The organism is Janthinobacterium sp. 344 (assembly GCF_900112025.1).
GTDB lineage: Bacteria > Pseudomonadota > Gammaproteobacteria > Burkholderiales > Burkholderiaceae_D > Janthinobacterium.
This window is the reverse complement of record NZ_FOKL01000001.1, coordinates 1,296,586-1,320,315: the sequence shown is the minus strand read 5'-3', so window position 1 is coordinate 1,320,315 and position 23,730 is coordinate 1,296,586. Positions and strand designations below refer to the sequence as shown.

General features: G+C 61.1%; 22 protein-coding genes and 1 tRNA gene. 14 read left to right on the top strand and 9 right to left on the bottom strand.

Annotated features, from left to right (window positions below):
* The first annotated feature begins 77 nt into the window (after nucleotides 1-77).
* The gene (gene eutC, locus BM193_RS05875; protein ID WP_092796123.1) at nucleotides 78-875 is read left to right on the top strand and encodes an ethanolamine ammonia-lyase subunit EutC; all 798 of its coding nucleotides are present in this window, start codon (nucleotides 78-80) and stop codon (nucleotides 873-875) included.
* Nucleotides 876-885: 10 nt separating this feature from the next.
* On the opposite strand, the gene tsaD is transcribed toward eutC, so the two are convergent.
* Nucleotides 886-1,926 carry a tRNA (adenosine(37)-N6)-threonylcarbamoyltransferase complex transferase subunit TsaD gene (tsaD, locus tag BM193_RS05870; RefSeq protein WP_092796121.1) on the bottom strand — a complete coding sequence of 347 codons (1,041 nt, stop codon included), beginning with the start codon at nucleotides 1,924-1,926 and terminating at the stop codon, nucleotides 886-888.
* A 106-nt stretch (nucleotides 1,927-2,032) separates the two neighbouring features.
* Nucleotides 2,033-2,773, bottom strand: a complete 741-nt coding sequence (locus BM193_RS05865; RefSeq protein ID WP_092796119.1) for a PEP-CTERM sorting domain-containing protein — start codon at nucleotides 2,771-2,773, stop codon at nucleotides 2,033-2,035.
* A 266-nt stretch (nucleotides 2,774-3,039) separates the two neighbouring features.
* Between BM193_RS05865 and BM193_RS05860 the strand changes: the two genes are divergently transcribed.
* Complete coding sequence (locus BM193_RS05860) at nucleotides 3,040-3,450, top strand: Rieske (2Fe-2S) protein (RefSeq protein WP_139176035.1); 411 nt, start codon at nucleotides 3,040-3,042, stop codon at nucleotides 3,448-3,450.
* A 142-nt stretch (nucleotides 3,451-3,592) separates the two neighbouring features.
* Here BM193_RS05860 and BM193_RS05855 read toward each other — a convergent pair whose 3' ends face one another.
* Both BM193_RS05855 and BM193_RS05850 read right to left on the bottom strand, forming a co-directional pair.
* Entirely contained in the window at nucleotides 3,593-4,654 is a 1,062-nt protein-coding gene (locus tag BM193_RS05855) for a 3-deoxy-7-phosphoheptulonate synthase (RefSeq protein WP_092796115.1), read from the bottom strand.
* Nucleotides 4,655-4,804: 150 nt separating this feature from the next.
* Nucleotides 4,805-5,482 (bottom strand): hypothetical protein, encoded by a 678-nt coding sequence (locus BM193_RS05850; protein ID WP_092796113.1) that lies wholly within the window; start codon nucleotides 5,480-5,482, stop codon nucleotides 4,805-4,807.
* 160 nt (nucleotides 5,483-5,642) lie between these two features.
* Between BM193_RS05850 and ybiB the strand changes: the two genes are divergently transcribed.
* The 8 genes from ybiB (at nucleotide 5,643) to BM193_RS05810 (ending at nucleotide 14,215) form a co-directional block, all read left to right on the top strand.
* A complete protein-coding gene (gene ybiB / locus BM193_RS05845) occupies nucleotides 5,643-6,647 on the top strand; it encodes a DNA-binding protein YbiB (RefSeq protein ID WP_092796111.1) in 1,005 nt (334 codons plus the stop codon).
* A 41-nt stretch (nucleotides 6,648-6,688) separates the two neighbouring features.
* A complete protein-coding gene (locus BM193_RS05840) occupies nucleotides 6,689-7,918 on the top strand; it encodes a BaiN/RdsA family NAD(P)/FAD-dependent oxidoreductase (protein ID WP_302848137.1) in 1,230 nt (409 codons plus the stop codon).
* Nucleotides 7,919-8,101: 183 nt separating this feature from the next.
* A complete protein-coding gene (gene rpsU, locus BM193_RS05835) occupies nucleotides 8,102-8,314 on the top strand; it encodes a 30S ribosomal protein S21 (protein WP_008451879.1) in 213 nt (70 codons plus the stop codon).
* Nucleotides 8,315-8,507: 193 nt separating this feature from the next.
* Nucleotides 8,508-8,960 carry a GatB/YqeY domain-containing protein gene (locus BM193_RS05830; protein WP_092796106.1) on the top strand — a complete coding sequence of 151 codons (453 nt, stop codon included), beginning with the start codon at nucleotides 8,508-8,510 and terminating at the stop codon, nucleotides 8,958-8,960.
* 129 nt (nucleotides 8,961-9,089) lie between these two features.
* A complete protein-coding gene (gene dnaG / locus BM193_RS05825; RefSeq protein ID WP_092796104.1) occupies nucleotides 9,090-10,886 on the top strand; it encodes a DNA primase in 1,797 nt (598 codons plus the stop codon).
* Between the two features lie 464 nt (nucleotides 10,887-11,350).
* Nucleotides 11,351-13,591, top strand: a complete 2,241-nt coding sequence (gene rpoD, locus BM193_RS05820; RefSeq protein ID WP_092796101.1) for an RNA polymerase sigma factor RpoD — start codon at nucleotides 11,351-11,353, stop codon at nucleotides 13,589-13,591.
* A gap of 108 nt (nucleotides 13,592-13,699) precedes the next feature.
* A tRNA-Ile gene (locus BM193_RS05815) sits at nucleotides 13,700-13,778 on the top strand.
* 101 nt (nucleotides 13,779-13,879) lie between these two features.
* Nucleotides 13,880-14,215, top strand: coding sequence for an FKBP-type peptidyl-prolyl cis-trans isomerase (locus BM193_RS05810; RefSeq protein WP_092796098.1), 336 nt, complete (start codon nucleotides 13,880-13,882; stop codon nucleotides 14,213-14,215).
* Nucleotides 14,216-14,324: 109 nt separating this feature from the next.
* Here BM193_RS05810 and BM193_RS05805 read toward each other — a convergent pair whose 3' ends face one another.
* Together BM193_RS05805 and BM193_RS05800 are read right to left on the bottom strand one after the other, a co-directional pair.
* Nucleotides 14,325-15,038: a YjjG family noncanonical pyrimidine nucleotidase gene (locus tag BM193_RS05805; protein WP_092796096.1), complete on the bottom strand. Its 714-nt coding sequence runs from the start codon at nucleotides 15,036-15,038 to the stop codon at nucleotides 14,325-14,327.
* Between the two features lie 435 nt (nucleotides 15,039-15,473).
* A complete protein-coding gene (locus BM193_RS05800; RefSeq protein ID WP_092796094.1) occupies nucleotides 15,474-15,965 on the bottom strand; it encodes a DUF4265 domain-containing protein in 492 nt (163 codons plus the stop codon).
* A gap of 79 nt (nucleotides 15,966-16,044) precedes the next feature.
* Here BM193_RS05800 and BM193_RS05795 point away from each other — a divergent pair, with 79 nt between their 5' ends.
* Nucleotides 16,045-16,443 (top strand): GFA family protein, encoded by a 399-nt coding sequence (locus BM193_RS05795; RefSeq protein WP_092796092.1) that lies wholly within the window; start codon nucleotides 16,045-16,047, stop codon nucleotides 16,441-16,443.
* Here the strand turns inward: BM193_RS05795 and BM193_RS05790 are convergent.
* On the bottom strand, nucleotides 16,434-16,901 hold the full coding sequence (locus tag BM193_RS05790) for a lipocalin-like domain-containing protein (protein ID WP_092796090.1): 468 nt from the start codon (nucleotides 16,899-16,901) through the stop codon (nucleotides 16,434-16,436). The two genes, BM193_RS05795 and BM193_RS05790, sit on opposite strands and share 10 nt — an antisense overlap.
* Before the next feature lie 156 nt (nucleotides 16,902-17,057).
* On the bottom strand, nucleotides 17,058-17,777 hold the full coding sequence (locus BM193_RS05785; protein WP_092796088.1) for a Crp/Fnr family transcriptional regulator: 720 nt from the start codon (nucleotides 17,775-17,777) through the stop codon (nucleotides 17,058-17,060).
* A 589-nt stretch (nucleotides 17,778-18,366) separates the two neighbouring features.
* Here BM193_RS05785 and BM193_RS05780 point away from each other — a divergent pair.
* Entirely contained in the window at nucleotides 18,367-20,049 is a 1,683-nt protein-coding gene (locus tag BM193_RS05780) for a methyl-accepting chemotaxis protein (RefSeq protein WP_092796086.1), read from the top strand.
* Here the strand turns inward: BM193_RS05780 and BM193_RS05775 are convergent.
* On the bottom strand, nucleotides 20,046-20,318 hold the full coding sequence (locus BM193_RS05775) for an oxidoreductase-like domain-containing protein (protein WP_254785858.1): 273 nt from the start codon (nucleotides 20,316-20,318) through the stop codon (nucleotides 20,046-20,048). The genes BM193_RS05780 and BM193_RS05775 overlap by 4 nt on opposite strands.
* A gap of 318 nt (nucleotides 20,319-20,636) precedes the next feature.
* Between BM193_RS05775 and BM193_RS05770 the strand changes: the two genes are divergently transcribed.
* Both BM193_RS05770 and BM193_RS05765 read left to right on the top strand, forming a co-directional pair.
* Complete coding sequence (locus BM193_RS05770) at nucleotides 20,637-22,178, top strand: DEAD/DEAH box helicase (protein ID WP_092796084.1); 1,542 nt, start codon at nucleotides 20,637-20,639, stop codon at nucleotides 22,176-22,178.
* Between the two features lie 502 nt (nucleotides 22,179-22,680).
* Nucleotides 22,681-23,730 (top strand): glycosyltransferase family 2 protein, encoded by a 1,050-nt coding sequence (locus BM193_RS05765; RefSeq protein ID WP_217638415.1) that lies wholly within the window; start codon nucleotides 22,681-22,683, stop codon nucleotides 23,728-23,730.

Below are 23,730 nucleotides of genomic sequence, written 5' to 3'. Positions count from 1 at the left end.
TCCTGGCATGGTGAGTGACGGTGATAAACTGGAAACGACGCAGTGTAGCAAGGATACGCGTGTACCGGGAGGGCACCATGGCGAAAAAGGACAGTGATGCGGGCAGTGCATGGCAAGCCTTGCGCCTGCATACGGCTGCGCGCATCGGGCTGGGGCGCCGGGGCGTAAGCCTGCCCACCGGCGCGCACCTGGCGTTCCAGCTGGCCCACGCGCAGGCGCGCGATGCCGTGCACCTGGCGCTCGATGGCGAAGGGCTGGCCAGCGCCCTGGCGCAGCAGGGGCAGGCGTGCGTGCAGCTGCACAGCGCGGCGGCCACGCGCAGCGATTATCTGCAGCGGCCCGACCTGGGGCGCCGGCTCGACGCGGCGTCGCGCGCGCGGCTGGCCGCTGGCGGCAACGATGGCACGGATGTCGACCTGGCCCTGGTGGCGGCCGACGGCTTGTCGGCGCTGGCAGTGCAGCGCCACGCGGCGCCGTTCCTCGCCGCGCTGCGCGAGCGGCTGATGCAGGAAGCGTGGACGCTGTCGCCGCTGCACATCGTGGCGCAGGGCAGGGTGGCCATCGGCGATGAAGTGGGAGCGTTGCTGCAGGCGCGCGCCGTGCTGGTGCTGGTCGGCGAACGCCCGGGCCTCAGTTCCCCCGATAGCCTGGGCCTGTACCTGACGTGGGCGCCGAAAGTGGGTCTGCGCGACGACAGCCGCAACTGCATCTCGAACGTGCGCCCGGAGGGGCTGGCATATGCGCAGGCGGCGTACCGGCTGCATTACCTGCTGTCGCAGGCATTTGCCAGGCAGGTATCGGGCGTGGCGCTGAAGGATGAAACGCTGGCGGACGGCGCGGCCCTGGCGGGCGCGCGCAATTTCCTGCTGGAGTAAGGCGCTGTGGTCAGATCTCGCGGATCTCGTCCAGCGGCCAGCGCGGGCGCACGTTGAATGAGTAGTCGTATTTTGCCGCGGCGGGATTGATCTGCAGGCGCATGGCGCCGGCAAAGGCGATCATGGCGCCGTTATCGGTGCAGAACTCCAGCTCCGGGTAATACACCTTGAAGCGCTTCTTGGCGGCCGCCGCGTTGAGCGAGGCGCGCAGCTGCGCGTTGGCGCCGACGCCGCCGGCGATCACCAGGCGCTTCAAGCCCGTGTGCTTGAGGGCCGACACGCATTTGGCCGTCAGCACCTCGACGATGGCGTCGACGAAGCCGCGCGCGATGTTCGCCTTGTCCTGTTCGCAGATATTCGCGATGACTTTTTCTTCATGGTTTTTCACCACCGTCAGCACGGCCGTCTTGAGTCCCGAAAAACTGAAGTTGAAATCCTTCGAGTGCATCATGGGGCGTGGCAGTTTATACGCCAGCGGATCGCCGAATTCGGCCAGGCGCGAAATGGCGGGGCCGCCCGGATAGCCGAGGCCCAGCAGCTTGGCCGACTTGTCGAACGCCTCGCCGGCAGCATCATCGAGCGTTTCGCCCAGCATCGTGTACTGGCCCACGCCATCGACGCGCATCAGCTGCGTGTGGCCGCCCGAGACCAGCAGCGCGATGAACGGGAATTCCGGCGGTTCCGACGCCAGCAGCGGCGACAGCAGATGGCCTTCCAGGTGGTGGATGCCCAGCACCGGCTTGTTGATGGCCAGGCCCAGGCTGCAGGCGACGGACGACCCCACCAGCAGCGCGCCGGCCAGTCCCGGGCCCTGCGTGTAGGCGATGGCGTCGATTTCGGACAGGCCGATGCCGGCCTTCGTCAGGGTTTCATCGAGCAGCGGGATGGCGCGGCGGATATGGTCGCGCGACGCCAGTTCCGGCACCACGCCGCCATATTGCTCGTGCATGGCGACTTGCGAGTAGAGGGCGTGCGACAGCAGGCCGCGTTGCGTGTCGTACAAGGCCAGGCCGGTTTCGTCACAGGAGGATTCGACGCCAAGAACAATCATGAAGGTACTGAATAGGGAGGAGTAATCCGCCATTGTAAAGGAAAGACCACAAGCTGGTTCCAGGGTGCAAGCGCCACGTGGCATTTGCACCCATATTCCGGAGCGATCAGGCGGCTCGCGCGCGCGCTTGACGACGGCTGACGGCCCACGGCAGCAGCAAGCCGCCCAACAGCATCATCCAGGTCGACGGTTCCGGTACTGGCAGAGCGGCCGTATGGATAGTCAGCAAGGAATTTTCCGCGCCCAGCCAGCCACTCGATGGCACTTTCCGTTCATCGCCAAACTCGTTGTAATAATAGCCATAGCCAAGCTGGAGGAATAGATTGCCTTCGAGGCTAAGGTTGACTGTATCAGGCAGATTCAGCAGGCCGGTATCGAAACTGAGCAGGCGGTTTCCATTGATATTTTCCTCCCTTGCTCCTACGAGACTCAACTGCTTGCCATCTGTGCCGTGGACGGCAAGATAGGCCGTGGCGATGCTGGTGGCACGGCCGGGTTGCCCGCTGTAGCCCGCCGGAGCCTCGCTGTCCTGCAACAGGCCGGACAGTTGAGATGAATAGGTGAAGCCGGTGATCCTGTAGCCAGGCTTTGCCGTCAGCTGGAATGATTGCGTGCCAAGGAGGGGCGTCCTGTTGTATTTGTTTAAGCCTGCGCCGAAATCCAGGGTGGCCGCTCCCGGTGTATTGGAAACGAGCGTGGGACTTGCCGGTTTGTCGAACCAGTATTGAACTCCCGCCGGATAGTCGATGGTGAGGGAGCCGAGGTCGGTGGGAGGAGCGGCATGCGCGCCAGGGGTCATCAGGAAGGCGGCGAAACTGATTGCTGCGAGTCGTGCGTAAGGATGCATATGAACCTCGTTGTGGGGTAATTGGCAGGATTCCAGCGAAATGATATCTAAAATGCATGTAAATAATACATTAAATTAGTAAAATTGCACTGGTAATAATGCGTCGCTTGTAGCGCCACATTATTTTCATGCACCGTTGCCGACTATTTTTGCGCTCTGGTGGTGCATCATGGCCTTACGTGGCGGCATACCGCCTTGGTGGTTCACCTCCGCCACTGGCACCGCTCTTGCTTATCGCATTCTGTGCTTATTCACGGGAGCTTGCGATGCCGGAACAATGGAAAATGATTTGCCGCCTGAAGGACATGCCTTTGGCGGGCGCGCGCATGGTGCAGCGGGGCCTGGCCTGGCAGGATTTGCCGGGCGTGGCGCTGTTCCGCGCGGCTGACGATACGGTGTACGCGCTGCTCGACACGGTGCCCTGCCTGGGCGGCTCGCTGGCGCACGGGGTGCTGATGGAGAAGAATCTGATGGGGCCGAAGAACAGCTGGATCATCGAGCTCGATTCGGGCCGCCTGGTGGCGCCCGTGCCGGGTCTGGCGCGCATGTACGCCGTACGCATCCTGGACGGCCGCATCTACCTGGACATCAATGAGCTGAATATCCCGGCCAGCAAGGCCGAACAGGCACTGGCGGGATCGTTCGCCGTGCTGCCGCATGTGCAGATGGCAGGGTGAGAAAAAAACGGCGCCCGAGGCGCCGTTTTTCGTATCCGCGAGAGGCTTATGCCGGGCGGTTTAACGGAATATGGGGCCAGACCCTCCATGCCGCTAACGTCAGGTTCAGCGCCAACGCAAGAGGGGGGCTGACCCCGGCCGTTTATTTAGGGCGGCTCGATAAATGCGCATGCGCGTCGCGCAGCATGGTGGCCGTCGTGTCCCAGTCGATGCAGCCGTCCGTGACGGAGCAGCCGTAGGTCAGCTGCGACAGGTCTTGCGGGATCTTCTGGTTGCCGCCAACGATGTTCGATTCGATCATCACGCCCACCAGCGAGCGGTTGCCCTGGCGGATCTGGTTGACCACGTCGCCCATCACCAGCGGCTGCAGTTCCGGCTTCTTGTAGCTATTCGCGTGCGAGCAGTCGACCACCAGGTTGGCCGGCAGCTTGGCCTTGGCCAGCGCCTGTTCGGCGATGGCGATCGAGACCGAATCGTAGTTCGGGCGGCCGTCGCCGCCACGCAGCACCACGTGGCCGTAGGCGTTGCCGCGCGTGCGCACGATGGCCACGTTGCCTTCGCCGTTAATGCCGAGGAAGGAGTGCGGGTGCGCCGACGACAGGATGGCGTTCACGGCGATGCTGATGTCGCCATCGGTGCCGTTCTTGAAGCCGACGGGCGTCGACAGGCCGGACGACATTTCGCGGTGCGTTTGCGATTCCGTGGTGCGCGCGCCGATGGCCGTCCAGGCGATCAGGTCGCCCAGGTATTGCGGCGAGATGGGGTCCAGCGCTTCGGTGGCGGTGGGCAGGCCCAGTTCGCACACGTCGAGCAGGAACTGGCGCGCCTTTTCCATGCCTTCGTTGACCTTGAACGAATCGTCCATGTACGGGTCGTTGATATAGCCCTTCCAGCCCGTGGTGGTACGCGGCTTTTCGAAATACACGCGCATCACCAGCAGCATCGTATCCTTGACTTCCTCTTGCAGCGCTTTCAGGCGGCGCGCGTAATCGAGGCCGGCGACGGGGTCGTGGATCGAGCACGGACCGACGACGACGAACAGGCGCTGGTCCTTGCGGTCGATGATGTTGCGCAGCGCTTCGCGGCCGCGGCTGACGGTGTCGAAGGCGCTCTCCGACAGGGGCAGCTTGGCGTGCAGTTCGGCCGGCGTGGGCATCGGCGCGAAGGAGGTGACGTTGATATTTTCGATGTCTGGCGTATTCATGGTTCTGGCTAGGCTTTCGCTATTGCGTTCTTTAAGAGGCAATAGTGTAGCGGAAATGCGGCCTGGCGGCGGGCAGGGGGCCAAAACGGGAATGCATGAGTTGTTTTTCTGGCAGGGCCGGCACGCGGCCGGCCCCTTGCTGCCGGGCGCTCAATGGCCGCCAGCCAGGCTGGCGCCAAAGGTGTGGCGGGCGATGCGCTGGTAGCCGCTGGCCAGCTCAGGCGGCCTGGGCAGGCCGGGATGGCGCCGCACGTGCGCGAGGATGGCGGCCTCGTGCTCGCTGATTTGCGCGTCCAGGCAGGCGATCTGCTGGCGCAGCAATTGATGCAGCGCGATCTGCCCCGCGTGGAAATGGCCTTCCAGGCGCGCCATTTCCTGTTTGCGCAGCTGCCGCACGGCATGCAGACGACGCAGCCACAGGCGCAATTCCACGTAGGCGGGCGACGGTGGCGTCCAGGGCGCGGGGCGGGCCGTCGCGCAATAATGGGCCAGCACCACGGCGCCGCGCGCCGCGCCATCGGGCAAGCCCCAGCCGCGCGCAAACGCTTCCAGCGGACCCGGCCGGGCATCGCACACCAGCATGCCCATGCCAGCCAGCGCGCTGGCGGCCGCGTCCGTGTTCGGCTCATCGAGACGCATGCAGACGCGCAAGCCCATCACGGTCACGTCGTTCTTTTGCAGCCAGCTGCGCAGCCAGCGGTAGCCGGCCAGGTCGTTTTCGACCACTTTGCACAGCACCTCGTCGCCCGAGACCAGCACGGCCTTGAGCAGCAGCTTGCTCGTTTCGATGCCGACGAAGGTGGTTTCCTGTTTGATCGCGTGGTTCATGATGAGTCCTCCTGTGTAGGGATATACGCAAGGGCCGCCTGGCCGGATTCAGCGCGCGGGCATATTTTTGAGGAAATATTTTTCGCGCCGACCGTTGCATCCTCGCCTTGCATCGCCGCCAGCCTGGCGCTACAGGGAAAAATCCGTGTAAGCTGGCGCCATGACTACTGTTTCCATACCCCATACCGACGTGGCCGGTGAACCTTTTCCGGCCGCACGTTTCATCAAGGAAATAGGACGCGGCAAGAACGGCGCGCGCAGCATGACGCGCGACGACGCCCGCGCCCTGTACCGCGCCATGCTCGAGGGCCGCGTCTCGGACCTGGAACTGGGTGGCATTTTGTTGTCGATGCGCATCAAGGGCGAGTCCGTGGACGAGATCGCCGGTTTCCTCGATGCCGCCGAAGCGTCGTTCGCCCCGCTGGTCGCGCCGGTGGCTCAATACGCGCCCATCATCATTCCCAGCTACAACGGCGCGCGCAAGATGGCGAATCTGACGGCCTTGCTGGCGCTGCTGCTGGCGCGCGCCGGCGCCCCCGTGCTCGTGCATGGTGTCACCAGCGACCCGGGCCGCATCACCACGGCCGAGGTGCTGGCCGCGCTGGGCGTGCCGGCTTGCGCGGACCATGCGCAGGCCGAGGCCGCCATGGCGCGCGGCGCGGTGGCCTTCCTGCCGATTGACGCGCTGGCGCCGCGCCTGGCGCACATGCTGTCGCTGCGGCGCGTGCTGGGCGTGCGCAATTCCACACATACCCTGGTGAAAATCATGCAGCCGTTCGCCGGGCCGGCCCTGCGCCTGGTGTCGTACACGCATCCGGAATACCTGGAAATGCTCGGTGAATACTTCCTCACGGCAGCATCACCCGCGCGCGGCGACGCCTTCCTCATGCGCGGCACGGAGGGCGAAACGGTGGCCAACGCCAACAAGGCGCAGCAGATCGACTGGTTTCACGATGGCGAACGCACGGTGCTGGTGGAGAAGCAGTTGCAGGTGGAGGATTTGCCGCACTTGCCCGCCGAGCGCGACGCGGCCACCACGGCCCAGTGGATCGCCGCCGTGCTGCGCGGCGAGGTGCCCGTGCCGCCTTCGATCGCGGAACAGGTCGCGCAATGCCTGATGGCATCGCGGCAGATTGCGGCACGCCGTGCGTCACAGCCCAGCTAGCCGGGTCGCCGCAGTTTACAATGGCGTCTTTGTAATCAGCGGTGACCGGAATTCCTATGGCAAAACAATTTGATGTGGCAGTGATCGGCGCGGGCGCGGCCGGCATGATGTGTGCGGCGGTTGCCGCCCAGCAGGGCAAGCGCGTGGTGTTGATCGATCACGCGGCCAAGCTGGCCGAAAAGATCCGCATCTCGGGTGGCGGGCGGTGTAATTTCACCAATATTAACGCCACGCCGCAGAATTTCCTTTCGGAAAACCCGCATTTCTGCAAGAGCGCCCTGTCGCGCTACACGCCGCAGGATTTCCTCGCGCTGGTCAAAAAGTACCGCATCGGCTACCACGAGAAGCACAAGGGCCAGCTGTTTTGCAATGAATCGGCCGAGCAGATCATCGACATGCTCAAGGACGAGTGCGCCGCTGGTGGCGTGCACTGGCGCATGCCGTGCAAGATCGACAATATTGCCCAGCAAGCCGACGGCGGCTTCGTGCTGCAGACGGACAGCGGCGACATCGAGACGGCCAGCATCGTCATCGCCACGGGCGGCCTGTCGATCCCGAAGATCGGCGCCACCGATTTCGCCTACCGCATCGCCAAACAATTCGAACTGAACATGGTCGAGCCGCGTCCGGCCCTGGTGCCGCTGACGTTCGATCCGGCCAGCTGGGCGCCGTTCGCGGAACTGTCCGGCATCGCCCTGGAAGTGGACGTGGAGACGGGCAGCCTGAAAGGCCGCAAGGCGACAGGCGCGCGTTTCCGCGAAGACTTGCTGTTCACCCACCGTGGCCTGTCCGGTCCGGCGATCCTGCAGATTTCCAGCTATTGGCTGCCCGGCACGCCCATCGTCATCAATCTGCTGCCGGAAGTGGACGTGGCGCAGACCTTGATCGAAGGCAAGGGCACCCTCAAGAAGCAGCTGGGCAATATCGTCGCCCAATGGCTGCCGCAGCGCCTGGCCGACTGCCTGCTGGCCGTCCACGGCCTGGCGCCGGACGCGCGCATCGCCGACATGCCCGATGCGCAGCTGCGCAAGCTGGGCCAGGCCATCAATGCCTGGTCCATCGTGCCGAACGGTTCCGAAGGCTACCGCAAGGCCGAGGTGACGCGCGGCGGCATCGACACGCGCGAGCTGTCGCAGCAGACCATGATGGCCAATAAAGTGCCGGGCCTGTATTTCATCGGCGAATCGGTGGATGTGACGGGCTGGCTGGGCGGCTACAACTTCCAATGGGCCTGGGCCTCGGGCGTGGCGGCGGGAATTGCCTTGCAGTAAACAACTGGGTAAGATGGTGGCTGGCGCCCGGTACGCCAGCCATTGATGCGTGGTTTACGCCACAGCCGGATGGCAATCCGAGGCTGCATGCCGCACGCAAGTGGGGGAGGGGCTTCCCTTTCCGAATAAAAGCTGCTACTATCTATCTCTTCCTATACACCACCTCAACGGTTTGAATTTTACATGACCACTATTCGCCTTAAAGAAAACGAGCCGTTCGAAGTCGCAATGCGTCGCTTCAAACGCACCATCGAAAAAACGGGTCTGCTGACCGAATTGCGCGCTCGCGAATTCTACGAAAAGCCAACAGCTGAGCGCAAGCGCAAGCTGGCCGCTGCTGTCAAGCGTCATTACAAGCGCATCCGCAGCCAACAACTGCCGAAAAAATTATTCTAAGACTGTCCAGTCAGAACCAACCCGGGTAGTACGGCGCATTGTTCGCCACGGGTTTTGTTTTGATTCGCCTGAGGCTTTGCTTCAGATGAGTCGCATACCCGCTCCGGTTCGCCGCAGCGGGTTTTCGCTTTTGTGGCCCGCTGACATGAGCCGTGCGCACGAGCACCCACCCCACTGACCAACGAGGATTGCCATGAGCTTGAAAGAACAAATTACCGAAGACATGAAAAACGCCATGCGCGCCAAGGATGCGGGCAAGCTGGGCACGATTCGCCTGTTGCTGGCGGAAATCAAGCGCAAGGAAGTCGATGAGCGCATCGAATTGACGGATGCGCACGTGACGGCCATCGTGGAAAAGATGATCAAGCAGCGCAAGGATTCGATCACCCAGTTCGAAGCGGGTGGCCGCGCCGACCTGGCCGATATCGAAAAAGCCGAGCTGGTGCACCTGATCGGCTACATGCCTGCCGGCCTGTCGGACGAGGAAGTAGCGGCCGAAGTGGCTGCCGCCGTGGCTGCCACGGGCGCCGCCGGTCCGCAAGACATGGGCAAGGTCATGGCCATCGTCAAGCCGAAGCTGGCTGGCCGTGCCGACATGACCGTGGTGTCCGCGCTGGTCAAGAAAGCCTTGACGCCAGCCGCGTAAGCAACAATAGTAGCAAGGGCTGCCAGTCGTCGCGCTGGCAGCCGCTCAATCGCCCACACGTTGACCTGGCTCAACCTCCGGCCACGTGCGGTAGTATAGTCTGACCTATAACAAGACCCGCCCTCGCCAGTGATACCTCAATCCTTCATTTCCGATTTGCTCAACCGCGTCGATATCGTCGATGTCGTGGGGCGCTATGTGCAACTGAAAAAAGGCGGCGCCAATTTCATGGGCTTGTGCCCGTTTCACAGTGAAAAGTCGCCCAGTTTTACCGTCAGCCCCACCAAGCAGTTCTATCACTGCTTCGGCTGTGGCGCGCATGGCACCTCGATCGGTTTCCTGATCGAATACTCGGGCATGGGCTTCGTCGATGCCGTCAAGGACCTGGCGCAGAACGTGGGCATGGTCGTGCCGGAGGCGGACGACAAGATTCCGCCAGCCCAGCGCGCCCAGATCCAGGCGCAGAGCCTGGCCCTGTCCGACGCCATGACGCAGGCGTGCGACTATTACCGGGGGCAATTGCGCCACGCGCCGGAAGCCATCGCCTACCTGAAGAACCGGGGCTTGACGGGCGAAGTGGCCGCTCGCTTCGGCATGGGCTTCGCGCCTGGGGGCTGGGATAATCTGCGTTCCGTCTTCCCCGACTACGACGTGGTGGCGCTGGCCGAGGCCGGTCTCGTGATCGACAAGGTCGATGAAGAAGGCAACAACCGCAAGCGCTATGACCGTTTCCGCGAACGCATCATGTTTCCGATTCGCAATACCAAGGGGCAAGTCATCGCCTTTGGCGGCCGCGTGCTCGACCATGGCGAACCGAAATACCTGAATTCGCCGGAAACCCCCTTGTTTTCCAAGGGTTTCGAACTATATGGGTTGTTCGAGGCGCGCCAGGCCATCCGCGACGCCGGCTATGTGCTGGTGACGGAAGGCTATATGGACGTCGTGGCGCTGGCGCAGATGGGTTTCCCGCAAGCGGTGGCGACCTTGGGCACGGCGTGCACGCCGACCCACGTGCAAAAGCTGCTGCGCCAGACGGATAACGTGATTTTCAGCTTCGATGGCGACAAGGCCGGCCGCCGCGCCGCGCGCCGCGCGCTGGAGGCGAGCCTGGCCCATGTGTCGGACAACAAGACCATCAAGTTCCTGTTCTTGCCATCGGAACACGATCCGGACAGTTATATCCGTGCATTCGGCGCCGAAGGCTTTGAACAGCAAGTGCATGAAGCCATGCCGCTGTCGCAATTCCTGCTCAAGGAAGTGTCGGGCGAGCATGATCTGTCGGAACCGGAAGGGCGTGCCCGGGTGCAGTTCGATGCCAAGCCCCTGCTGCAGCTGATGGCGCCATCGTCCTTGCGTCTGCAGATCGTGCGGGGACTGGCGTCCTTGACGCAGTCCACGCCGGCCGAGATCGAGGCCTTGTTCGAGCTGGCCAAACCCGTTGCCGTGGCGCACCGCGCGCCGCCGAAATCGGGCCGTCCCGTGCCCGTGGGGCTGGAATTGAAGATCATGCGCATGCTGGTGGCGCATCCGCCGCTGACCCTGCGCATCGACGAGGCGGCCCTGGCCGCCTTCCAGCACCTAGGGCCGGACGCGGCGCACAGCCTGGGGCAGCTGGTGGCGGTGGGCCAGGCACTGGGCGAACACGGCAGCTTTGCCGCACTGGCGCAGCAATTGAAGGAGCTGGGCAGCGAATATGACGAGATTATCGGCGAGATCGCGGCCGGCACGGAGTCCGATTACGACAGTGAATTGTCGTGGCTGGTAAGCACCATCCGCGAGATCAAATTGAATGCCCTGAAGGCGGAATTGCAGCAATTGTTTGCCTCGGGTTTGCCATCCGAGAAAATTGGTGTACGCTACCGCGAAATCATGCAGGAGCAAGGGGCGCTGGAGCGCGAACGCGACGCGGAATTGGTGAATCGTTAATCTTGCTCTGAGGGTATGGCGGGCACTGGAAAAACATTTTTCGCGTGCTATAATTAAATGCTAAGTATTGTGTGCTTTGGCAAGCTAGTTCTGTTTCGTAAATAGTATTTGTTTTCAGTAAGTTAGGCTCTTGATCGGCGCAAAAATCGTGTCGGCAGCCAGGGCCAACGGGCGTTTGCTGCGTTGCAAGCATGGCTTGCAGACGCTGGCAAGCCGCGCCAGGCTCTCGCTCCCAACGCGGTCGGATGCAGCATTTTCTGCCGACGCGGCTGGCGACAGTCGGTGGACAGGAATTGCTGCGGTTCCCGCGGATCGTGGCCGATGAGGTGTAAGTAACGTAACAGTGTCGAATTTGCGTAGTCGGCAGGTTCGAAGATGGTGGTTCCCGCAGGTAGACAGGGAGCCGGCAGCAAACTTTATCCTAATCCACCGTAAAGCAAGTCGTTGTGTAATCGAAAGCGCCTGTGCCAATCAAGAAACCCGAATCCAAAGCGGCTGCAAAGCCCACTAAAGTTACCACGAAAGCCGAAAAGGCGCTCGACCGGCCAGAAGCGCGCGTGACCAGCGCGCCGCCTGTGGTCAGCCAGACCACCGACGCCGCCACCCTGGCGGCCATCGATACGTCCGGTTATGTCTTGCCGTCGGTAAAAGTGCCAGGCCGCCGCGGCCGCAAGCCTAAAGAATTCCAGCCAGAAAATGATGAAGTCGCCGCGCTGAATGCCGTCGAGCGGGCCGAACTGAAGGCCGTCGACAAGGCCAAGGCCAAGGACCGCAAGGCGAAAGAGCGCGCGCTGCTGAAGGATGCGTTTTCTTCCGACACGGAAGCGAGCGAGGAAGAACTCGAGCGCCGGCGCCAGAAACTCAAGACCCTGATCAAGTTCGGCAAGGAGCGCGGTTTCCTGACGTACGCGGAAATCAACGATCACTTGCCCGAAAACATCGTCGATCCGGAAGCCATCGAAGGCATCATCGGTACCTTCAATGACATGGGGATCGCCGTCTACGAGCACGCGCCCGATGCGGAAACGTTGTTGCTGTCCGATAACGTCGCCGTCGTCACCAGCGATGACGAGGCGGAAGCGGCGGCCGAGGCCGCGTTGTCCACCGTCGACTCCGACTTTGGCCGCACCACCGATCCCGTGCGCATGTACATGCGCGAGATGGGCTCGGTCGAGCTGCTGACGCGCGAAGGCGAGATCGAGATTGCCAAGCGCATCGAAGATGGCTTGAAAGACATGATCCAGGCCATTTCCGCCTGTCCCGTGACGATCGCCGAAATCATCGCCGCCGCCGACCGCATCGCCAACGAAGAGATCAAGATCGACGAAATCGTCGACGGCCTCGTCGATGAGAACGAACCCGTCGCCGCCCCTGTCGTGGCTGCGCCCGTCGAGGAAGACGAGGAAGAAGGCGAAGCGGAAGAAGAGGAAGAAGAGGAGGAAGAAGAAGCGAGCGCTTCGGGCGCCGCCGGTTTCTCCGCGGAACAGCTGGAAACCCTGAAACGCACGGCGCTGGAAAAATTCGCCGTCATTTCGCAGCAGTTCGACAAGATGCGCCGCGCCTTCGAGAAAGAGGGCTACAACTCGAAACCGTACGCCAAGGCGCAGGAAGCCATTTCGCAAGAGTTGCTGGGCATCCGCTTCACGGCCAAGGTCGTGGAAAAGCTGTGCGACACCCTGCGTGGCCAGGTCGACGAAGTGCGCCATATCGAGAAGCAGATCCTCGACGTGGCCGTGAACCGCTGCGGCATGCCGCGCGCCCACTTCATCAAGGTGTTTCCGGGCAATGAAACCAACCTCGACTGGGTCGATGGCGAAGTCAACGCAGGACACGCGTACAGCGCCATCCTGGGCCGCAACATTCCGACCGTCAAGGAACTGCAGCAGCGCCTGATCGACCTGCAGGCAAGGGTCGTGCTGCCGCTGCCGGACTTGCGCAACATCAACCGTCAGATGGCGGCCGGTGAAATGAAGGCGCGCAAGGCCAAGCGTGAAATGACAGAGGCCAACTTGCGCCTGGTGATTTCGATCGCCAAGAAATACACCAACCGGGGCCTGCAATTCCTCGACCTGATCCAGGAAGGCAATATCGGCCTGATGAAGGCCGTCGACAAGTTCGAGTACCGCCGCGGCTACAAGTTCTCGACGTATGCGACCTGGTGGATTCGTCAGGCCATCACGCGCTCGATCGCCGACCAGGCGCGCACGATCCGCATTCCCGTGCACATGATCGAGACGATCAACAAGATGAACCGGATTTCCCGCCAGATCCTGCAGGAAACGGGCGCGGAGCCCGATCCGGCCACCCTGGCGATCAAGATGGAAATGCCCGAGGACAAGATCCGCAAGATCATGAAAATCGCCAAGGAACCGATCTCGATGGAAACGCCGATCGGCGACGACGACGATTCCCACCTGGGCGACTTCATCGAGGACAACAACACCCTGGCCCCGGCCGACGCGGCGCTGCACGCGTCCATGCGGGGCGTGGTCAAGGACGTGCTCGATTCCTTGACGCCACGCGAAGCGAAAGTGCTGCGCATGCGTTTCGGCATCGAAATGTCCACCGACCACACCTTGGAAGAAGTGGGCAAGCAATTTGACGTGACGCGCGAGCGCATCCGCCAGATCGAAGCCAAGGCGCTGCGCAAGCTGCGCCACCCCTCGCGCTCCGACAAGCTGAAAAGCTTCTTGGAAGGCAACTAGAAGCCAATAGGGCTTGACGTACGCCCCTGATACCCCTATCCTCGCGTGTCCGTTTCCAAAACGGTCACGCGAGGCGGGCATCAATAGCGCCGCCACGCCACAGTCCCCGGGCCTCTAGCTCATGCTTGGTTAGAGCAGCGGACTCATAATCCGTTGGTGCCGTGTTCGACTCACGGGAGGCCCACCAGAATTTGCAATAATAGAATTAGCCCCAGCGGGTAACTGCTGGGGCTTTTTTCATGCTGTCGTACAATCGCGGCATCGTAAATTGATGAAGGATCATTCGACATGACGGCTGAAGTGAAGGTTGACGATATCGTCGTCGGCGACGGCAAGGCGGCGGCACGCGGCGCGCTGGTCACGGCCCATTACCGGGGCTGGCTGGAAGATGGCACGGAGTTTGACTCGTCGCACAAGCGGGGCGAGCCGTTCCGCTGCGTGTTGAGCAATAACAAGGTGATCCAGGGCTGGATTCTGGGTTTGCATGGCATGCAGGTGGGCGGCACGCGCAAGCTGTGGGTGCCGGCGGCGCTGGCGTATGGCGAGCGGCAGGTGGGCCTGATTCCGCCGCACTCCAATTTGATCTTCGAGATTGAGTTATTAGAAGTGCTGACGCGCGATTGATCGCTTGACGCGAACTCAGGCAGGCAGGGCGCTTGCCTTCACTCTACGCGAACAGCGGCGTATTTTCGTGCCGCTGTCAGCGTATTTCAGGTGGTGCGCTTGTGGAAGATCAAGCCTGTTTCAAGTTGACCTGCATCATGTCCAGCGCTGGCACGATGGCGTGCAGGCTGGCCACTTCATAAGTGGGGATGGCGGCCGAGGTATTGGCCATGCCGTCCGGGTTGAACCAGCAACTGGCGATGCCATAGCGGTTGGCGCCGAGGATATCGGCATCGAGCCGGTCGCCGATGATGATGGTCGTATCCTTGCTGAATGCGCGGGCCATGTTGGCGGCATATTCGAAGAAGCGCACGTCCGGCTTGGCGTGGCCGCACGCTTCCGAGGTGGCGACGAAGGAAATGTAGTCGCTCAGGCCGGAGGCGGCGATGCGGCGGTTCTGGATGGCTTCGACGCCGTTGGTGATGATGCCCACTTCGCCGATGGCCGACAGGGCCGCGCACACTTGCCTGGCGCCGTCGATCAGCACCACCGTGTCGGGCAGGGACTCCAGGTACAGGCGGCTGGCCAGTTCCGGGTCCAGGTCGATGGCGTTTTCCTGGAAGGACTTGCGGAAGCGTTCCACTTTCAGGAAGTCCTTGCTCACCGTGCCCAGCTCGAAACGTTTCCACAGGTCGACGTTGATTTCCTGGTAGCGCGTGAACAGGGCATCAATGCCGTCGCGCAAGCCCAGGGTGTGCATGGTGTGCAGAAACGAGCGTTTTTCGGACGCCCGGAAGTCGAGCAGGGTATCGTCCAGGTCAAACAGAAACAAGTTGTACTTCATGGCATGTCTTGAAAGCAGTGAATCCATCTTGCATGGTAGCACGTACTGATGAGTTCTGATGGCCCCTTCCATGCGTTCAGCTGCTATCGCTTTCACCCTCGGCGATGCCTGATTTGCGTCCCAGGCTCATGATCGAGCTAGCGTTAGCGTCAAGGTGCAGGCGCTGACACCACCAGCTGCGGCGCCGTTGTGGCAGCGTTGTATTGCAGCGCATGCGGACGGCGTGGCACCCGTCTTTTTCATTGCCAGCCGGGCGCTCGCCGATGTGCTGGCGCCAGCCGCACTGGCGGCATGCTGGCCTTGCGGGCTGAGGTTGTCCGATGAGGCAGCGCTGCTGTATCCGCCCATGACGGCAAGATTCGCCTGTGTTCGGCACAGGGACAGCTGGCGGCTGGCGAGGACAACATGCCACCTCAGCCATCATCGGTCGGGTGCTTACATCGCTTCCCACCATTTGAGCAAGGTTTCGTCATCATCGTCGTCGAGGTTGGCGTAGATGTTGGCGAAATACCATTCCACACCTGTTGCTTCGCGGAAGGCGTCGAAGGGCCCGTTGACATCGTAGATACCGTGATGGCCGGGCACGCTGAAGGCCAGGTTGCCCTTGTACTGGCCGTCGAGCGTGCCGCCCAGCTGCTCTTGCACTTCGCGCTCGAGGTGGTCGATCGCCGATTGTGGCAGTTCATCGGCGTAGATCTGGATGCAGAAGTTGCCGCCGCGCTTTAATACTTCGGCAGGGGCCAGCGGGTCGGCGATGCTGACGATGTCGCCGCGCGCCAGGTTCAGGGTCAGGCCGGGCGAGGCCAGCAGTTCGTATACGTGCTCGTCAATCTGCCGCGCGGGCAGCGTTTCGTACACGGGGCCGCTTTTATTTTCACCTGCCAGCACGCGGATGTGCGGCAGTCCTTCGCAATTGATGTCGTCCATCGAATCTTTCAGTCAGAAACATATTGATGGCATTATTGTACCGGCTCGCTGTCGTTCGATTAACGCGGAAGGAAATACGATGGATCAGGTGGTGCAAAAAGGAGGCTGTTTATGTGGCGCCGTGCGCTTTGAGGTGACGGGCGAGGGGGCGAATCCGCATGGATGCGCTTGCCGTTTTTGCCAGCGGCATACGGGCGCGCCGCTGGCCGCATGGGTGGAATTTGCCTGTGAGCAGGTGCGCTGGACGGGCACGGCCGGCGCGCCGGCCGTGTATCGTTCCTCTGCTGATTCCAGCCGGGCCTTTTGCGCCCTGTGCGGCAGCTCCATCGGCGCCATCGACGATGCGCCGACGATTGCCTTGCTGGTGGGCAGTTTTGACGAGCCGGACCAGGCGGCGTTCGCGCCGGCCTATCATTCGTTCGAGGACGGCGTGCCTGGCTGGTGGCCGCGTGGCATGCCCATCGTGGATCAAGCGTAGCCGGTGGGCACCGTGGCGCGTTTCCAGCGCAGGTGGGCGATCACTTCGCGTCCGCGCGCCAGCATGGGTTTGTAGGTGCTCAGGTGCAAGGTGTCTCCGTCGAGCCTGGCGACCCGCTGCTGTACCTGGCCTATCCAGTTGGGAAACAGGGACAGTTCCACGCAGTGGCTGAGCAAGCCGCGCTGCTCATCGACGTGGTAGGGGCCGGAATAGCTGAGGTAAGCGCTTGCCGCGTCGCGGAATTCCTCGGCGCTGGCCTGGTAGAGGTCGCCGCCCGAGAAGGCCTTGCGGCCCTGGCGCATCAGTTGCGCCGCCATGTAGCCGTCGGATGCGTACAGGATGGTGCCTTGCGCATCGTCGCCCAGTGGATACGAGGCCTGCGATTCGCCAACCGCCGTTTCCGTGTAGGACTGCAATTGCCAGGTGCCGATCAATAGCTCACGTAATGTGCCGCTCATTGCATACTCCTTGAGGTTGGTCAAAGTGGGTATGGTGCGATGCACATTGAAGCACACAGAGTATTTCCATGACGCACGTTTTGAGTGCTTGATGGGCATGAAAAAAGCACGCCGCAGCGTGCTTTTCAGGCGATGTTCTGGCGATCGCGCTTAAGCTTAATTATGCGCGCTGATGCCGCTGCGGAATTGTTCGAAGCCGGCACGCGCTGCCTTGTAGCAATTGCCGGCAGCCACTTCCAGGCCTTCGCGGTCCAGCACTTCGACGGTGCCACGGCGATACTGGATCAGGCCTTCGTCCTGCAGCTTGCGCGCCGTGACGGTGACGCTTTCGCGGCGCACGCCCAGCATGTTGGCCATGGTGTCCTGCGTGACTTTCAGCTCGTTCGACAGCGAGCGGTCGAGGCGATCCAGCAGCCAGCGGCACAGTTTTTGCTCGATGCTGCAATGGCGGCCACCGACGACATTCTGTGCCATTTGCGCAAACATGGCGCTGGTGTAGCGCATCAGCAATTGCGCCAGGGCGCCGCCTTCATTAAACACTTCGCGCAGGAAAGCCGTTTTCAGGCGGTAGCCATAGCCCGCGCTTTGCACGATGGCCGTACAGGTGGCGCGTTCGGCTTCATACAGCACCACGCCTGCCACGCCTTCGCGGCCGATGACGGCAATCTCTGTGGTGGCGCCGTCTTCCATGACATACAGCAGGGAAACGATGGCGTTGGTGGGGAAATACGTGTACTCAATCTTGCCGCCGCAATCGAACAAATGCTTGCCAGCAGGCAAGGCGACCAGTTCGAGTTGGCAAAACAGGCGTTCCAGATCGGCGCGCGACAAGGCGCGCAGCAATTCGTTCTGTTGGGCGCCGGTGATGCTGATCATGGGCGTGGCCGGCGTCTTTGCCGGAGCCGCTTGCCAGTCGTGGCGGGCGGCGTTGTTCGTTGCTGGTGTCAGGTTGCTATAAGCTTTGTACATGATATGGCCTCGTCTTCTGATTTTGTTGGATGGCGCTGCGCTTCTGGCTTGCTAGCGTTGTGCTGATGTCTCCACTATAAGACGATGCCGCGTTGCCCGGCATCAGATGAGCCGACGCGCTTATGTAGGCTAGGAACATTGCCTCGTGTCATCCGACTCCTACGCCAGGTTTTTAATTTTTCCATATGGAAATAACAGTGATTTGGCAAAAATGCGACAGGTAGCCGGCATAAAGCGAACTTTAACGGCATGCCTTGATCAAACCGTTCTGCGGCCTGGAGTCACGATGATAAAATGTTGCATTGCGGAAATTTGACTTGCGTTTCAGTATGGTCCGCCGTGGCGGGCCGGCCTGTTGCACCGATTCGTGTCCTGGCTCTGCGGCTTACTGCGTCGGCCCAAGCTGCGACGCTTGGTCATTCTTCGCTCCTGGCCGTACCGGCATCTGACCCGTGCGCGCCTGTTTTGCCCCACTGATTAATGAAGGAAGCAACGCATGAAATGGTTTTTTGATCTGAAAATTGCTACCAAACTGATCTTGTCGTTTGGCGCCGTGCTGTTGTTGACGGCGGCACTCGGCGTGTCGGCGATTTTTTCCATGGCGCGCATCAATGACGCGTCAACCGATCTGTCGGCCAACTGGATGCCCAGCGTGCTGGCGGCCATGTCCATGCGCAGCGATGTCAGTGATTTCCGCCGCTGGGAACTGGCGCACATGCTGGCGGCCCAGGATTCCGACATGGCGCAGAATGAAACGCGCATGACGGAAACGCAGGCCAAGCTGAAGACGGACGGCGACAACTACCGCACCCTGATTTCCGAACCGGGGGAAAAGGAAATTTTCGAGCGTTTCATGACGCTCAATGATGAATTCATGCGTTTGCACGCGAGCATGCTGAGCCTGTCACGCGAGATGAAAAAGGAAGAGGCGCGCGCGCTGGCCGTGGGGCCGTCTGCCAAGGTCATGGCGGACATGATGCTGGCGCTGGATAAATTGGTGGCTATCAATACCGACGGCGGCGTGCGTTCGAGCGCCAGCGCGGATGCCACTTATGCCGCCTCGCGCGCCAGCCTGACGGGTTTGCTGGTGGGTATCGTTGTCGTGGGCATGTTGCTGGCCCTGTGGGTGGCGCGCAGCGTGGCACGCCCCTTGGTCGAAGCCGTTGGCGTGGCGCGCCAGGTGGCCGCCGGCGACTTGACGGCGCACATTGTGGTGCAGTCGCAAGATGAGACGGGGCAATTGATGCAAGCGTTGAAAGACATGAATGCCAGCCTGCAAAACCTGGTGGGCCAGGTGCGCAGCGGTACCGATACCATTGCGACGGCGTCCAGTCAGATCGCGGCCGGCAACCAGGACCTGTCATCACGCACGGAAGAGCAGGCCAGTTCGCTGGAAGAAACCGCCTCGTCAATGGAAGAGCTGACTTCGACCGTGAAGCAGAATGCGGACAATGCGCGCCAGGCCAACACCATGGCGCTGACCTCGTCAAGCATCGCCGTCGAAGGCGGCAAGGTGGTGAACGAGGTAGTGGGCACGATGGCCTCGATCAACGCATCGTCGCGCAAGATCGTGGACATCATCGCCGTCATCGATGGCATTGCTTTTCAGACGAATATCTTGGCGCTGAATGCGGCTGTCGAGGCGGCGCGCGCCGGCGAGCAGGGCCGTGGCTTCGCGGTGGTCGCCACCGAAGTGCGCAATCTGGCGCAACGCTCGGCGGCGGCGGCCAAGGATATCAAGGTCCTGATCGGCGATTCGGTCGAAAAGGTCGAGGCGGGTTCCAGGCTCGTGGACCAGGCGGGCCGTACGATGGATGACATCGTCGCCAGCATCACGCGCGTGACGGACATCATGAGTGAAATCACGGCCGCCAGCAACGAGCAGAGCGCCGGCATCGAGCAAGTCAACCAGGCGATCGCGCAGATGGACCAGGTGACGCAGCAAAATGCGGCCCTGGTGGAAGAGGCGGCTGCGGCGGCCGAGTCGATGCAGGAGCAGGCGGCTAGCCTGAGCGAGGTCGTCAGTATTTTCAAGCTCGACGTTCATAGCGTGAGCGTGGCCGTGCCCGCAGCCCGTGCGGTACCGAAAGCGCCCAGCCTGGCACCCGTGGTGGCGCCGCGCAAGCTGGCCAGTGCCGCGCGCAGCACGGCACCTGTCGATGAGTGGGAAAGCTTTTAAGGTTTCTTGGGCGTCTTGCCAGCTGAGTGGTGGCGTTTGGCAGCCGCCGGCGTGAGCGCCGCTTGCTGGCGCCGCTGCCACGCCCGCAAGGCGTCTTCGTAAGCCGCCAGGTCTTCCTGGTACATTTCCAGTACGCAAAAAGTGCAGCCGCTGTGGCAGCATTCGTCATTGCCCGGTCTGGTGGGCGGTTGCGGCGGCGGATCGTCTGGCAGGGCAGTGGTGGACATGGCGGCGGAAGTGGGCGGGAAGGGCGGCAAAGCGGGCATCATACGGTATTCTGGCCGGCGCTTGCTGGAACGCTTTTTGCTCAAAAATCACGGTTTCCGTGTACAGTGGCGGTGAATTAGGGTATCGTTTACAGCACTGATATTGTATCTTCTGCGCGCGATGTTCCGCCGGCGCGATCTCCGCCGCCATCGCAGCACACCTCCCCGACGCTCCCGCACTCGCCGTACAGAATGTTCCGGAGCACAGAGGTGCGGCAAGAACGATGATCCATGGCTTGCAAAACGGAGCTGCCAGTGCCCCGAAATGTTGTTTATTGAGAAAGCATGGCTTCCGCAGTGCGGAGGCACACCAGAAAATTTATGTCTGAAACTGAATCGACTCCTACGCCTAGCCCGGCGATTGTCCCTGAAGCGGCGCCTGCCGCTACCCCCATTGCTCCTGTTGTTCCTGCTGCTGCCAGCGTCAGTTTTGCCGATTTCGGCCTCGCACCCGAAATTTTGCGTGCCTTGACCGAACAGGGTTACACCCACCCGACGCCGATCCAGGAACAAGCCATTCCCGTGGTGCTGCAAGGCCGCGACGTGATGGGCGCCGCCCAGACGGGTACCGGCAAGACGGCGGGTTTTTCCTTGCCGATCATTCAATTGCTGCTGGCGCATGCCAGCAGCAGCATGTCGCCCGCGCGCCATCCCGTGCGCGCGCTGATCCTCACGCCGACGCGTGAACTGGCCGTGCAGGTGGCCGAAAACGTGAAGGCTTACGCCAAGCACACGCCACTGCGCTCGACCGTCGTCTTCGGCGGCATGGACATGAAGCCGCAAACCGTCATCTTGCGCGGCGGCGTGGAAATCGTCATCGCCACGCCGGGCCGCCTGCTCGACCATATCGAGCAAAAAAACATCAGCCTGAGCCAGGTGCAGATGCTGGTCATGGACGAGGCCGACCGCATGCTGGACATGGGTTTCTTGCCAGACTTGCAGCGCATCATCAACTTGCTGCCAAAACAGCGCCAGAACCTGATGTTCTCGGCCACGTTCTCGCCGGAAATCAAGAAACTGGCCGGCACGTTCCTCAACGATCCGCTGACGATCGAAGTGGCGCGCAGCAACCAGACGGCCGACAAGGTCACGCAAGTGGTCTACAAGGTGCCGGAAGACCAGAAGCATGCCCTGGTGGCCCATCTGTTGCGCCAGCGCGACCTGAAGCAGGTCATCGTGTTCTCGAATACCAAGATCGGCGCCTCGCGCCTGGCCCGCGTGCTGGAACAGGAAGGCATGAGCGCCACCGCGATTCATGGCGACAAGAGCCAGCAGGAACGCATGGCGGCGCTGGAAGCGTTCAAGAAGGGCGAGATCGACGTGCTGGTCGCGACCGACGTGGCGGCGCGCGGCCTGGATATTTCCGATTTGCCTTGCGTCATCAACTTCGACTTGCCGTACAACGCGGAAGACTATGTGCACCGTATCGGCCGCACGGGCCGCGCCGGTGCCTCGGGCGACGCCATCTCGATCTATTCGGACAAGGACGAGCGCCTGCTGGCCGATATCGAAAAACTCATCAAGCAAAGCATCAAGCGCGGCGAACTGACGGGCTTCGCGCCGGCCCCTGCGCGCGGCAGCGACAGCGAGCGCCGTCCGCCACGCCGTACGGAAGGCGGCGAGGTGCGTCCGTCACGTCCGTCCGAGAGCCGCTACGGCGGCGATGCCACGGCGCGTCCCGCCGAGCGCGGCGCCCGTCCCGCCTTCGGCCCCGGTGCCCGCCGCGAAAAAGCCGACCCATGGTTCCTGAAACCGTATGAGCCGGCCAAGGTGGTCGCACCGGTTGCCAGTGGTGCGACCCCTGTAACGACCAAGCCAAAGCAGAAGGTCGCAGCCTTGCTGGGTGGATTGCTCAAACAGTAATGTCGCTGCTGCATGCCTGCGTTGTGCGTGCCCGATCAAACGGTTGGGTGCGTATATACTGCCTGCAGTCCGTCCTCATGTCGCAAGAATGCATGCCAGCGCTTGGTTGATCGCCATCTCTAACTGCTCACATCGTTGCCCGCTTTCCATCAGCAGGCGGCAAAAGCCGCTCCTGCTGAGATTGGTATTTGATATTTGTCATATTAAGTACATTGTGCTCGCCACGCCCATCCTCCTGACGATGCCCATCGTCTCGCCTTGTAAATGTAACTAGTTGAAATAACCTCTGTATTTAAGAGGAAAATGTTGGATTATGTGCACTTTTGGCCGGCTGTTCTCCATTCGAATGAGATTGCCGTGGCATGTCGCCGGGTGTTAAAATCTGCGATGGTTATTATTTGTGCATGGTGTGATCGGCTATAAGCGCTAAACATCTGCCCTTTCCTTTGTTGGCAAAGTACTTTGACATGCCAACTGTGGGAATATTCAAGGTGGAGGCTCGTTGGTAAAACTTTGCAAAAATGCTGAGCATAAATTTAATGCGAGCAATACTGATGTGCGACGCTTGGACGACTATTGTGCCGGCACCGTCGCGCGCGAAATTTCTGCGGCTACCATCGATACCCCGGATCCTTGCAGTGTCGCGATCCTCCTTTGTACTTTTCATGGGCAACATTTTTTAGCGGATCAGCTTGATTCGATCGAAGCGCAAACTTTTCATAACTGGAAAATTTGGGCATCTGATGATGGATCTCAGGACGACACGCACATTATCCTTGAAGCTTATCAGCGTAAATGGGAGTGTGAACGTTTGTTCGTTCAGCATGGCCCTGCGTTGGGCTTTGCGAGAAATTTTCTATCCCTTACTTGCGATCAATCCATCCAGGCGGGATATTACGCCTGGTGCGATCAGGATGATATATGGGAGGCCGACAAGTTGCAGCGTGCACTGGACTGTCTTGAGCGCGTGCCTGCCGAGGTACCAGCGCTATATTGCTCGCGTACCCGTCTGGTGGATGAGGCCAACCAGGAAATCGGCTTGTCAGCGTGCTTTAGCAAGCCGGCCAGCTTTGCCAATGCATTGATGCAAAGCATCGGTGGCGGAAATACCATGGTCTTTAATCATGCCGCTCGAAAACTACTATGCGAAGCCGGCCCTGACGTCGAGGTCGTATCGCATGATTCATGGGCGTATATGATCGTGAGCGGTTGCGGTGGCAAGGTGTTTTATGACCCTTATCCATCGTTGCGCTACCGCCAGCATGGGGGGAACCTGGTTGGCACAAACTTGGACTGGCGCGCAAAGCTCGACCGTATCACTCGGCTGGGGAAAGGGTGGTTCAGGGACTGGAATGATCGCAATATTATTTCTTTACATCGTATTCGGACGCATTTGACGCCTGAAAATCAACAGGTGCTTGATTTGTTTTCAAATGCTCGTAAGAAATGGTTGTTGCCGCGTCTCATAGGATTGAAAAAAGCGGGAATTTATCGGCAAACGTTTGGTGGTAATGTGGGTTTATTCGTTGCTGCAATTTTTAAAAAGATTTAA